This is a genomic window from Streptomyces sp. JJ36, from assembly GCF_021696945.1.
Classification (GTDB): Bacteria; Actinomycetota; Actinomycetes; order Streptomycetales; family Streptomycetaceae; genus Streptomyces.
The window spans coordinates 1-11953 of sequence record NZ_JACYHE010000110.1; the positions used below are offsets into that span (position 1 = coordinate 1).

Consider the following 11953-nt stretch of genomic DNA (forward strand, 5'->3'; position numbering starts at 1 on the left):
AGCTAAGCCTCATTGCGCCGATGGTACTGCATGCGGGAGTGTGTGGGAGAGTAGGTCGCCGCCGAACAATGCGTGGGGAAGGCCCCGCCGGTGTGATGCTGGCGGGGCCTTTCTGCGTTTCCGGGGGGTTTTCCCGAGGTTTCCTCCGGGGAGGGTTTCCCGTCCCCGCGCCCCACGACCCGCGGGGTGCCGCATCCCGACGTGGTCCGCGCGTCTCAGAGGCGGCCGGCGGCCTTGAGGGCGAGATAGGTGTCGGCCAGTGCGGGAGCCAGGCTGTCGGGCGTGGCGTCGACGACGAGCACGCCGTGGCGGCGGAGCCGGTCCGCCGTGCTGCGGCGTTCCGCCCGGGTCCGCGTCGCCGCGGCCGCCTCGTAGACCCCTTCGACGGTCCCCCGGGCCTGGGCCATCTCCTCGATCCTCGGGTCGGCGATGGCGCCCAGCACGACCGTGTGGCGCTGCGTGAGCAGCGGCAGCACCGGCAGCAGGCCCTCCTCCACCGCGGACGTCTCGAGTCCCGTGAGGAGCACGATCAGCGACCGCCGGCGAGCCAGCCGGAGCGCCGTGGCGGTCATCCCGCGGGCGTCGGACTCGACCAGCGCGGGCTCCACCGGTGCCATGGCTTCCACGAACGCCGGGAGGACGTCGTGGGCCGTGCGGCCGCGTACCGAGGCTCGGGTGTGGCGGTCGTAGGCGAGCAGGTCGACGCGGTCGCCCGCGCGGGAGGCGAGTGCCGTGAGCAGCAGAGTGGCGTCCATGGCGGCATCCAGCCGGGGGGCGTCGCCGACACGGCCGGCCGAGGTGCGGCCGGTGTCGAGCACGACGAGGACGTGCCGGTCGCGCTCCGGCCGCCAGGTGCGGACCGCGACGGTGGACTGCCGTGCCGTCGCGCGCCAGTCGATGGAACGGGTGTCGTCGCCCGGCACGTACTCGCGGAGACTGTCGAACTCGGTCCCCTCGCCCCGGGTGAGGATGCTGGTGCGACCGTCCAGCTCGCGCAGCCGGGCGAGCCTCGCGGGGAGGTGCTTGCGGCTCTCGAAGGCGGGCAGCACGCGCACCGTCCAGGGAACGTGGTGGCCGCCCTGGCGGGCGGCCAGGCCGAGTGGGCCGTGGGAGCGGACGGTGACGCGGTGGGCGTGCCGGTCGCCCCGGCGGCCGGGGTGCAGCGTCGTGGTGAGGCGTGCGCTCTCGCCCGGAGCGAGCGTCAGCCGGTGCCGCGAAGCGGTGTGCCCCTCTCCCGCTCGCCAGCTGCTGGGGGGCCAGGCGTCCCGTACCCGGGCCCGCAGGGTGCGGGAGGAGGGATTGGTGACCACCAAGGAGACGGACGCCCGTTCTCCGAGTCGAACTGACGTATCACCGGTTCGGGTGAACCGGAGTTTCCGCACCGGCGCGGCGCGGAGCAGGTCGTAGAGGATGGCGAGCAGCAGGGGGACTTCGACGGCGAGCAGGCCGGTCCAGCCCGGCAGCAGCCCGACGAGGAGCGCTCCGAGTGCGGCGATCAGCGCCGCGCGGCCGGTGAGTGCCATGATCAGCCCGCCTTCCGTCGGTGGTGCCTCAGCGCGGGACCGGTACGTGAGCCAGGACCGAGGTGATGACGCTGTCCGCGGTGACGCCCTCCATCTCCGCCTCGGGGCGGAGCTGGACACGGTGCCGCAGGGTCGGCAGGGCCAGCGCCTTCACATCGTCCGGGATGACGTAGTCGCGTCCGGTCAGCCAGGCCCAAGCCCGCGCGGTGGCGAGCAGTGCGGTGGCGCCTCGCGGGGAGACGCCGAGAGCGAGGGAGGGGGATTCACGAGTGGCACGGCAGATGTCCACCACATAGCCGGTGATCTCCGGCGACACGGAGGTCCCGGAGACGGCGGTCCGCGCGGCGGCGAGCTCTTCCGGGCCGGCGACGGCCCGTACTCCCGCGGCCGCCAGGTCGCGGGGGTCGAAGCCGGAGGCGTGCCGGGTGAGGACGCCGATCTCGTCCTCCCTGCCGGGCAGCGGCATGTTCAGCTTCAGCAGGAAGCGGTCGAGCTGGGCCTCGGGCAGGGGGTAGGTGCCCTCGTACTCCACCGGGTTCTGCGTGGCGGCCACCAGGAAGGGTTCCGGGAGGCTCCGGGGTGTGCCGTCCACCGAGACCTGCCGCTCCTCCATGGCTTCGAGCAGGGAGGCCTGGGTCTTCGGCGGTGTCCTGTTGATCTCGTCGGCGAGCAGCAGGTTGGTGAAGACGGGGCCCGGCTGGAAGGAGAACTCCGCGGTCCGGGCGTCGTAGACCAGCGAGCCGGTGACGTCGCTCGGCATCAGGTCGGGGGTGAACTGCACGCGTTTGGTGTCCAGTTCGAGACTGGCGGCGAGCGCCCGCACCAGCAGGGTCTTGGCGACTCCGGGGACGCCTTCGAGCAGCACGTGTCCCCGGCAGAGCAGGGCGACGACGAGTCCGGTGACGGCGGCGTCCTGCCCGACGACGGCCTTGGCGATCTCGGTGCGCAGGCCTTCCAGGGCGCTGCGGGCGCTGTCTGCTGCGGAGGCGCTCACGAGGTGCGGTCCTTGTCTGTCGGTGGTGCGTACGGAGAGGAGGAGCGGCCCGTGCCGGGCGCGGGGGCGAGACGGCGCTCCAGCCGGTCGAGGTCGTGGGCCAGGCCGACCAGTGTCTCGTCGTCGGGGGGAGCGGGGCCGAAGAGCAGGGAGTGCGGTTCCGGAAGCGGGCGTTGTCCCGGGGACTCCGCGGGCGCGGGGGCCGGAGGCTGCCGGTCGAGGAGGCCCGTGACGGCCGGCAGCAGCACGCCGGGGTGATCGGCCTGCCCGGGCGGTACGCCCGTCAGGGAGGCCGCCCGGGCGCGGGCGGCCGCGCGGAGCGTCTCCGCGGCGCGGTCGCGGGCGTCGGCCCGGCGGTAGAGGCGGGCGCGTCCCTCGGTCGCCTCGGAGGCGGGAACGGCGACCGGGAGGTCCTCGGTGACGAGCGGCCCGAGCCGGCGGGCCCGCCACAGTGCGGCCAGGACGGCGGCGACGGCCAGTTGGGCGGTGGCCCACGTCCAGCCGTCCGGGGCCAGGTCGAAGAAGCCGCGGTCGCCGCCTCCGGCGGCCGTGTCCGAGAGCGAGGGGAGGTACCAGACCAGATGCGGGCGGGAGCCGAGGAGTTGCAGGGCGAGCGAGGCGTTCCCGAGTTCGTCCAGGCGGTGGTTGTAGAGCGGGTCGGGGGCGCCGAGCAGCACGGTGTCGCCGTCGCCCTCCGCGGCCGGCACCCGTACCAGCGTGGGCAGGCCCTGCCGGAGATAGCAGGCGTCGGCGTCCGGGACCGAGGTGCGGTAGCGGAGGCCGCCGAGATGGACGTCGCCGGCCCGCTCGGCGGTGGGGAACGGGCAGTCCGGGGGCGTGGGCTGCGCCTCCACCGGCGCGCCCCCGAGCCGCGTGCCGCGGGCGAGAGCGGGCAGCGAGGCCGGTCCGGGGGCCAGCAGGACGGTACGGCCGCCGCGCTCCTGAAGGCTTCCCAGGCGGGCGCGCCGGCGGTCGCTCAGGGCGTCCGGACGGGTGACGAGCACGGTGGTGCCGGGGCCCGCCGCCCGGGCCGCCTCGGCGGAGGTGGTGACGACCCGGATGTCCACGCCGCGCTCGGCGAGCAGTTCCGCGACGGCCCGGCTGCCGTGGCGGTCGGGGGAGCGGGGGTCGAGCAGCCCGTGGTCCTCACCGGAGCGCACCGCGGCCAGGATCACCCCGGCCAGCGCGAGGACGGCGGCGCCGGCCAGCAGGCCGCGGGCGCGGTTCCAGAGCTGCCGGGCGGTGGGTGAGGCGGAGGTGGTGCTCACCGGTGTCCTCCCGGCGGGACGGCGGTCGTTGCGCCGGCCGCGCTGTGCTCCGCGGGCCGGGGCCGGGTCCTGCGCACGTCCTCGTCGAGTGCGCGCAGGCGGGCGTACGCGTCCTGGCCGGCGGGGCGGCCGGCGTAGGTCACCTCGTCGAAGGCGCGGGCGGCGGCCCGCAGTCCGGCCTCGTGCCCGGGGAGGGCCCGGGCGGCCTCCGCGGCGGCCTCGTCGGCCGTGCGGCCGGGGCGCGGTTCCAGCAGCGCGCGTTCCTCCAGGGAGCGGACAAGGGCACGCATCCGTTCCTGGACGGCCTCGCTCCAGTGGCCGTCGGCCGCGTGCCGTTCCGCCGCCGCGCGATGGTCGGCGGCGCTCCGCGGCCGCTCGGGGAAGAGCCCGCCGTCCCCGGCCGTGCGCCGGGTGCGCGGGCTGCCCAGCCGTGCCCAGAGGGCAGCGAGCAGCAGCAGGACCACCAGCACGATGACGGCGAGGCCCACGGCGCCGCCGGGGGCGGCGTCGCCGGCCGCGTCCAGCAGCTCGGTGAGGTGTTCCCAGAGCCAGTCCACCACGCGCCGGACCAGCCCGGGGTCGTCCTGGTGGTACGCCGGGTCCGAGAGTTCGTCCTCCGCCGCGCGGCGGGCGGGACCGCGGGGGACGGTGACCGGGACGTCGTCGTCCTGGGCGGGGGCGTGCCCGGGCAGTGCCGCCGGCAGGGCGCGTGCCGCCACGGGACTCCCGGTCGCCCCCGTCACCGGGTCAGCTCCCCGCGGCGGGGCTCGGCGGCGGCGTCGGGCCGCCCGGGGCCCCGTCGTCCGGCACGCCGGCGGCCCGCGCCAGTTCGAGGTCGAGGGCCTCCCGCCGGATGCGCTGGTCCATGTAGAGCAGCGCGGTGATGCCGGCGCTGAGGGGCAGGGTGAGGGTGGAGGAGATCACCGCCCCGATGCCCACGATGATCAGGTACGGCCAGGTGAAGGTGGGGGTGGCCTCCCCGCCGAGGAAGTTGTCCAGGCCGCGGCCGTCCACGACGCCGCCGACCACGGAGGCGGGGATCTGCACGATGAAGCCGACGATCTGCACCAGCAGCCAGGCGAGGATCTGGATGCCGAAGACCCGCCACCAGGACCGGCGGACCAGCTTCGCGGAGCGCCGCAGGGCGGGCAGCACTCCCTGCCGCTCCAGCATCAGGGCCGGTGCGGAGAGGCAGTAGCGGACCCACAGCCAGACTCCGGCGAGCAGACCCGCGATGCCGCCGAAGGTGGCCAGCACGCCGCCGCCGACGGTCGCCCCGGTGAGTGCGAGGGCCAGGCCGGGCACCAGGCCGACCAGGAAGGCGCCCAGGACGATCAGCATCACCAGCAGCGTCAGCCCGAGCAGGCGGCCGAGTTGCGGGCGCGCCTCCCGCCAGGCCTCGCCGATCGAGACGGAGCGGCCCAGCACGGCCCGGCTGACCACGATGGTGAGCATCGCGGTCGCCACCACGGTGCCGATCAGGGTGGCCAGCAGGGTGATGCCGGTGCTGCTGAGCGTGCCGGTGAGGGCGTCCATCACCTCTTCGGAGCTGGGGTTGGGGTCGTTCTGCAGGGCCTCGAAGCTGGTGTTGTCGCGCAGGAGGAGACCGACGGCGACGGTCGAGGCGAGCTGGATCAGGATGGCGACGCCGAGGGCGATGCCCAGCACCGTGCGCCAGTGCGCGCGGGCGGTGGAGACCGCGCCGTCCAGGATCTCCCCCACGCCGAGCGGCCGCAGCGGGATGACGCCGGGCTTGGCCGCGGGCGGTGGCGCGTTCCAGGCGGTCCAGCCGGCGGGGCCGGGCGGGCCGGGTGGCGGGGCGCCCCAGCCCGGGCCGGGGGCCGGGGGCGGCTGTTGCGCCGACCAGTGGCTCGGCGACTGCTCCGTGGGCGGGGTGCGCGGGGTGTCCTGGGGCGCGTCCCGGCCCCGCTCCTCCTCGGGATCGGAGGGGGAGGATCCGGGCGAGGCCCAGCCCGGAGAGTCGTTCATTTCTGCCACTCCTTCGCCTGGTTGGCAGCCATCGTGCCACGACGGGTGCCGCGCCGGGACGGAGCCCATGCCTCCGGTGGCCGCCGCGCGGGCCGTTCCGGCCTCCGAGAGCTTCATCCGTGGCTGCCGCAGCAGGCAGACTGTGTGGATGGCTGATCAGCACCCACCCGTACTGCGCTGGACGGAGCCGCCCGAAGGACCGGCGGTCGTGCTCCTGGACCAGACGCGGCTGCCCGCCGAGGAGGTCGAGCGGGTGTGCCCGGACGTGCCCGCCCTGGTGACGGCCGTCCGGGCGCTGGCGGTGCGGGGCGCGCCGCTGCTGGGCCTCGCGGGGGCGTACGGCGTCGCACTGGCCGCCGCCCGGGGCGACGACGTGCCGGCCGCCGCGGAGCGGCTGGCCGCGGCCCGGCCCACGGCGGTCAATCTCGGTCTGGGGGTCCGGCGGGCGGCAGAGGCGCACCGGGCCGCCCTGGCCGGTGGGTCGGACGCTTCCGCGGCGGCCGCGGCCGCCCTCGCCGCCGCCCGGGAGCTGCACCGGGAGGACGCGGCGGCGAGCGCCGCCATGGCCGCGCACGGCGGCGCGCTGCTGGACGAGCTGGCGCCCGCCGGTAGTCTGCGACTGCTCACGCACTGCAACACCGGCGTGCTGGTCTCCGGGGGCGAGGGCACCGCCTTCGCCGTCGCCCGGGCCGTGCAGCGCGCCGGACGGCTGGACCGGCTGTGGGTGGACGAGACCCGCCCGCTGTTGCAGGGGGCACGGCTGACGGCCTGGGAGGCGGCCCGTGCGGGGATGAGGTACAGCGTGCTGGCGGACGGCGCCGCGGGTTCGCTGTTCGCGGCGGGGCGGGTGGACGCCGTGCTGATCGGCGCGGACCGGATCGCCGCGGACGGGTCGGTGGCGAACAAGGTCGGCAGCTATCCGCTGGCCGTGCTGGCCCGGCACCACGGCGTGCCGTTCGTGGTGGTGGCGCCGACGACCACGCTCGACGCCGGTACGGCGGACGGGGCGGCGATCGAGATCGAACAGCGTCCGGGACGGGAGGTCACCGGGATCGGCTGGGTGCCGGGCGCCGAGGGCGGACCGGGCAGGGAGCAGGAGCGGCGGGGGCCGCACGCCTCGGCGCCGGCGGGCGCCGAGGTCTACAACCCCGCCTTCGACGTGACACCGCCCGAGCTGGTGACCGCGCTGGTCACCGAACGTGGCGTGGTGACCCCCGTCAGCCGCGAAGGGCTGGCGGAATGGTGTTCCGTGTCACGATCGGGAGAGTCACGATCGGGTAATGGGATGATGAACGCATGAAGGGACGCGTCCTCGTCGTCGACGACGACACCGCACTGGCAGAGATGCTCGGCATCGTGCTGCGCGGCGAAGGCTTTGAACCGTCGTTCGTCTCGGACGGCGACAAGGCGCTCGCCGCCTTCCGGGAGACCAAGCCGGACCTGGTACTGCTCGACCTGATGCTGCCCGGCCGGGACGGCATCGAGGTGTGCCGGCTGATCCGGGCCGAGTCGGGGGTGCCGGTGGTCATGCTGACCGCCAAGAGCGACACCGTCGACGTGGTCGTCGGTCTGGAGTCCGGCGCCGACGACTACATCGTGAAGCCGTTCAAGCCCAAGGAGCTGGTGGCCCGCATCAGGGCGCGGCTGCGCAGGTCGGAGGAGCCGGCGCCGGAGCAGCTCGCGATCGGTGACCTGGTGATCGACGTCGCCGGTCACTCGGTGAAGCGGGACGGACAGTCCATCGCCCTGACGCCGCTCGAGTTCGACCTGCTGGTGGCCCTGGCCCGTAAGCCGTGGCAGGTGTTCACCCGGGAGGTGCTCCTGGAGCAGGTGTGGGGCTATCGGCACGCGGCGGACACGCGGCTGGTGAACGTGCACGTCCAGCGGCTGCGCTCGAAGGTCGAGAAGGACCCCGAGCGCCCGGAGATCGTGGTCACCGTGCGCGGCGTGGGGTACAAGGCCGGGCCCGGGTGAGAACCCGGACCGGCGCGGCCCCCGCTCGCGGGGGCCGCACGGACCAGGTGAGCGAGATGTCCAGGATCGGACGACTGCGGCAGGGCGGGGGTGCGCTGCTGCCGGAGGGCCTGCTGCCCGAGGGGGCGGCGACGGGGACCCGCGCGCACCCCGTCTTCCGCATGTTCCTGCGGCTGGTGCGCCGTCCGCTGCTGCCCGCCATGCGGCTGTGGCGGCGGAACATCCAGCTCCGGGTGGTCGCGGCGACGCTGCTGATGTCGCTCTGCGTGGTGCTGCTGCTCGGCATCGTCGTCACCGGTCAGATGCGCAACGGCCTGCTGGAGGCCAAGAAGCAGAGCGCGCAGAGCCAGGCCGCGGGCGGCTTCGAGTTCGCCCAGCGGGCCGCGGACGACTCCAGCGGCATCCGCGGCTTCCCCGACGCGCAGGGCGGCTCCGGGACCACGGGCGGGCCCCAGTCCACCAGCACCTGGCTGACCTATCTGGTCGAGCAGCTCGCCAGCGGCGGCCAGGGCGTCTACTCGGTGGTGGTGCTCAGCTCCGAGATCGACCGGAGCCCGCTGGCGGGCGACGGGTCCGGGCCGCGCGGCGCCCGCTCCTCCGGCGGCATCCTGCCCGAGGAGACCATCCCCGACGACCTGCGGACGACGCTGGACGGGGAGCAGGGCACCCACCAGCGGTACGCGCAGCTCCACCGCGAGGGCGGCGCCACCGAGCCCGCGCTGATCATCGGAAAGCGGGTCAGCGATGTGAACGGCGACCCCTATCAGCTCTACTACGTCTTCCCCTTCCAGCAGGAGCAGGAGACGCTCAACCTGGTCAAGGGCACGCTGGTGAGCGCGGGCGCTTTCGTGGTGGTGCTGCTGGGCGCCATCGCCTGGCTGGTCGTGCGCCAGGTGGTCACGCCCGTCCGGATGGCCGCCGGGATCTCCGAGCGGCTGGCCGCGGGGCGGCTGCGGGAGCGGATGAAGGTCACGGGTGAGGACGACATCGCCCGGCTCGGCGAGTCCTTCAACAAGATGGCGCAGAACCTGCACCGCAAGATCCAGCAGTTGGAGGAGCTGTCCCGGATGCAGCGCCGCTTCGTCTCGGACGTCTCGCACGAGCTGCGCACGCCCCTGACCACGGTGCGCATGGCCGCCGACGTCATCCACGCCGGCAAGGACGACTTCGACCCGGCCACCGCCCGCTCCGCGGAGCTGCTCATCGGCCAGCTCGACCGCTTCGAGTCGCTCCTCGGCGACCTGCTGGAGATATCCCGCTTCGACGCGGGCGCCGCCGCGCTGGAGGCCGGGCCGACGGACCTGCGCGACGTGGTGCGCCGGGTGGTGGAGGGCAGCGAGGTGCTGGCCGACGTCAAGGGCTGCCGGCTGGTCGTGCACGGCGACGAGCGTCCGGTGGTGGTGCAGGCGGACGGCCGCCGGGTGGAACGTGTGCTGCGGAACCTGGTGGACAACGCCATCGAGCACGGCGAGGGCCGGGACGTGGTGGTGCGGCTCGCGGAGAACGAGGGCGCGGCCGCCGTCGCCGTGCGGGACTACGGCGTGGGGCTGAAGCCCGGCGAGGTCAACCGCGTCTTCAACCGCTTCTGGCGGGCCGACCCGGCCCGGGCCCGCACCACCGGGGGCACCGGCCTGGGCCTGTCCATCGCGCTCGAGGACGCCCGGCTGCACGGCGGCTGGCTGCAGGCCTGGGGGGAGCCCGGCGGCGGCTCCCAGTTCCGGCTCACCCTGCCGCGGACCGCGGGGGAGGCGCTGCACGCCTCGCCGATACCCCTGGAGCCGGCGGACTCACGACGCAAGCGCGGGGTGGACGGGGCCCTGCCGACCCAGACCCGGCTGCCGGCGGCACACGCGACCGGCGGAGAGGAGACGGACGATGGGCGCTGAGCGCCGCCGGCGGACGGGGGCGGTGGTGCTGGCCCTCACCTTCGTGCTCTCGGGGTGCGCCTCCATGCCGGGCAGCGGCCCGGTGACCCCGGTCGACTCCGCACCCCGTACGGAGGGCGACTCCCGGGTACGGGTCTTCGGCGTGAGCCCGCAGAAGGACGAGGACCCGCAGGACATCGTCCGCGGCTTCCTGGAGGCGACGACCAGCGACGAGCCGGACCTGAGCACCGCGAAGGAGTACCTCACCCAGGAGACCGCCGAGGCCTGGGACCCCTTCGCCGGCACGACCGTGCTGGCGGGCGGGCCCGCCACCGGCGTCCGGGAGGAGGACCCGGACGGCAAGGGCTCCGTCGTCGAGGTCTCCGGCACCCGCACCGCACGGGTCGACGGCCGGCACGCGTACGACCCGGACCACGGCGAGTACACCCGCGACTTCCACCTCACCGAGACCAAGGAGGGGTGGCGCATCGACATGCTGCCGGACGGGCTGGTCCTCGGCGAGTCGGACTTCCAGCGCATCTACCGCTCCGTGAACACGTACTACTTCGCCCGGCTGGGCCCCGACGGCGCGTCCGTGGTCAGCGGGGAGAAGGTGCTCGTCGCCGACCCCGTCTATCTGCGCGGCCGGATCGACCCGGTGACCGAGGCGGTGAGGTCGCTGCTGGAGGGCCCGACCGTCTGGCTCGGACCGGTGGTGAGCAGCGCCTTCCCGGACGGCACCCGGCTGGCGCGCGGCGAGCGGCTCTCCCTGGACGACTCCGGCGGCCTGGACGTCCGGCTCAACAAGGAGGGCGCGCAGGCCGGGAAGCGTCAGTGTGCCCGGATGGCCGCTCAGTTGCTGCACACCGTCCAGTCCCAGGCGTCCGCCAAGGTCACCCGGGTGCGGCTGGCCGGTCCGGGCGGCACGACCGTCTGCGAGCTCTCCCGCCAGGAGGCGGAGCTCTACGCCCCCGGGCGGCTCAGCGGACGGGGCGAGGGGCAGTACTTCATCGACGGCCGGTCCCGGGTCGCGACCACCCTGCCCGGGGAGGAGCCGAAGGTCGTCGAGGGCGCCCTGGGCAGCGAGGTGCTCCGGTTCGGTTCCGTCGGCGTCAGCCGCGACGAGCGGCAGGCCGCGGCGGTCACCCTGGACGGCCGGCAACTCTTCGTGTCCGCGCTCGCCCCCGACGGGAAGCTGGGCGAGCCGATGGTGGTGAGCCACGCCGCGAAGGAGGCGGACGGGCTCAGCGCGCCGAGCTGGGACGGCCTGGGCGACCTGTGGATCGCCGACCGCGACCCCCGGAACCCCCGGCTGCTGCGGCTGCGCGGCGGCAAGGAGGAGCCGGAGGAGGTCGACGTCCCGAGCCTGGGCAAGAACGAGCGCATCGAGTCGCTGCGGGTCTCCTCCGACGGGGTGCGCATCGCGATGCGGGTGCGCGAGGCGGACGGCCGCCGCACCCTGAAGCTCGGCCGGGTGCAGCGCGGCGGGACCCGGGAGGACCCGGAGGTCGCCGTCGCCGCCGCCCGCTCGGTGGCGCCGCAGCTCCAGGACGTGGTCACGGCCTCCTGGGCCGGCCCCAGCCAGCTCGCGGTGGTGGGCCGGGAGTCGCACAGCGCGCAGCAGCTCCAGTACGTCGGCACGGACGGCTCCACGGCGAACCAGCCGGCGCTGCCGGGCATCAACGACGTGGAGCAGATCGCCGCCTCCGAGGAGGAGGGCAGCGCGCTGCTGGCCGAGACCAAGCTCGGCATCTTCCGGCTCCCGCCCGACTCCAACTGGAAGACGGTCGCCGAGGAGGGCACCGCGCCGGTCTATCCGGGGTAGCGTCCCGGCCCTCCGCCCCGTCGTCCACAGGAGTGGTGGACCGCTCCCGGTGCTGGGAGAGTGGGGGTATGCGGGGGCTCTGGCAGGAACTGGCCGATCTGGTGCTGCCGGGTGGCTGCGCCGGGTGCGGGGCGGAGCGTGCCCCGGAGCGGCTCTGTGCGCACTGCCGGGAGGCGCTGCTCCGGGCCCGGCCCCGCCGTGTGCGGCCGGACCCTCCGCCGCCGGGGCTGCCGGCCGTCCATGCCGCCCTCCCGTACGCGGACCAGGCGCGGGCCGTGCTGCTCGCGCACAAGGAGCGCGGGGCGCTGCGGCTCGCCGGGCCGCTCGGTGCCGTGCTGGCCCGGTCCGTACAGGCCGCGACGGCCCCTCTCGCGGCCCCTCCCGGGACCGCGCCGGAGGGACCGGGCTGCAGGGGCGCGGGGCCGGTGGGCCGGCCCGGCGGCGTGGCCGGTGCGCGGCCCCTGGTGCTGGTGCCGGTGCCGTCGGCGCGCCGGGCGACCGCGGCCCGCGGTCAC

Annotated in this window: 10 protein-coding genes; 5 read left to right on the forward strand and 5 right to left on the reverse strand. The window is 75.2% G+C overall.

Translation table 11 applies throughout. The features are described from left to right. Nucleotides 1-215 precede the first annotated feature (215 nt). Genes HOY81_RS25615 through HOY81_RS25635 form a run of 5 tightly spaced genes read right to left on the reverse strand, consistent with a single transcriptional unit; the run spans nucleotide 216 to nucleotide 5774 of the window. Entirely contained in the window at nucleotides 216-1523 is a 1308-nt protein-coding gene (locus tag HOY81_RS25615) for a DUF58 domain-containing protein (protein WP_237323085.1), read from the reverse strand. 28 nt (nucleotides 1524-1551) lie between these two features. Next, entirely contained in the window at nucleotides 1552-2517 is a 966-nt protein-coding gene (locus tag HOY81_RS25620; protein ID WP_237323086.1) for a MoxR family ATPase, read from the reverse strand. Next, nucleotides 2514-3785, reverse strand: a complete 1272-nt coding sequence (locus HOY81_RS25625; RefSeq protein WP_237323087.1) for a DUF4350 domain-containing protein — start codon at nucleotides 3783-3785, stop codon at nucleotides 2514-2516. Before HOY81_RS25625 ends, HOY81_RS25620 begins: the two co-directional genes overlap by 4 nt. Beyond that, complete coding sequence (locus HOY81_RS25630; RefSeq protein ID WP_237323088.1) at nucleotides 3782-4504, reverse strand: DUF4129 domain-containing protein; 723 nt, start codon at nucleotides 4502-4504, stop codon at nucleotides 3782-3784. The genes HOY81_RS25625 and HOY81_RS25630 overlap by 4 nt, the downstream gene beginning before the upstream one ends. Before the next feature lie 28 nt (nucleotides 4505-4532). Then, on the reverse strand, nucleotides 4533-5774 hold the full coding sequence (locus HOY81_RS25635; protein ID WP_237323089.1) for a hypothetical protein: 1242 nt from the start codon (nucleotides 5772-5774) through the stop codon (nucleotides 4533-4535). A 148-nt stretch (nucleotides 5775-5922) separates the two neighbouring features. On the opposite strand from HOY81_RS25635, the gene mtnA reads away from it, so the two are divergent. The 5 genes from mtnA to HOY81_RS25660 all read left to right on the forward strand — a co-directional run. Further along, on the forward strand, nucleotides 5923-7074 hold the full coding sequence (gene mtnA, locus HOY81_RS25640; RefSeq protein WP_237323090.1) for an S-methyl-5-thioribose-1-phosphate isomerase: 1152 nt from the start codon (nucleotides 5923-5925) through the stop codon (nucleotides 7072-7074). Beyond that, nucleotides 7071-7748 carry a two-component system response regulator MtrA gene (gene mtrA / locus HOY81_RS25645; protein ID WP_237323091.1) on the forward strand — a complete coding sequence of 226 codons (678 nt, stop codon included), beginning with the start codon at nucleotides 7071-7073 and terminating at the stop codon, nucleotides 7746-7748. The genes mtnA and mtrA overlap by 4 nt, the downstream gene beginning before the upstream one ends. Nucleotides 7749-7804: 56 nt before the next feature. Further along, a complete protein-coding gene (mtrB, locus tag HOY81_RS25650) occupies nucleotides 7805-9634 on the forward strand; it encodes an MtrAB system histidine kinase MtrB (protein ID WP_272893302.1) in 1830 nt (609 codons plus the stop codon). Further along, entirely contained in the window at nucleotides 9624-11438 is a 1815-nt protein-coding gene (locus HOY81_RS25655) for an LpqB family beta-propeller domain-containing protein (protein ID WP_237323092.1), read from the forward strand. The genes mtrB and HOY81_RS25655 overlap by 11 nt, the downstream gene beginning before the upstream one ends. A 68-nt stretch (nucleotides 11439-11506) precedes the next feature. Beyond that, nucleotides 11507-11953 (forward strand): ComF family protein (locus HOY81_RS25660; RefSeq protein ID WP_368857741.1); only part of this gene is annotated, 447 nt, incomplete at its 3' end.

Excerpts from the sequence above, each read along its gene's own strand:
- HOY81_RS25615 (WP_237323085.1), bottom strand. The coding sequence starts at position 1,523 with ATGGCACTCACCGGCCGCGCGGCGCTGATCGCCGCACTCGGAGCGCTC.
- HOY81_RS25635 (WP_237323089.1), bottom strand. The coding sequence starts at position 5,774 with ATGAACGACTCTCCGGGCTGGGCCTCGCCCGGATCCTCCCCCTCCGAT.
- mtnA (WP_237323090.1), top strand. The coding sequence starts at position 5,923 with ATGGCTGATCAGCACCCACCCGTACTGCGCTGGACGGAGCCGCCCGAA.
- mtrA (WP_237323091.1), top strand. The coding sequence starts at position 7,071 with ATGAAGGGACGCGTCCTCGTCGTCGACGACGACACCGCACTGGCAGAG.
- mtrB (WP_272893302.1), top strand. The coding sequence starts at position 7,805 with ATGTCCAGGATCGGACGACTGCGGCAGGGCGGGGGTGCGCTGCTGCCG.
- HOY81_RS25655 (WP_237323092.1), top strand. The coding sequence starts at position 9,624 with ATGGGCGCTGAGCGCCGCCGGCGGACGGGGGCGGTGGTGCTGGCCCTC.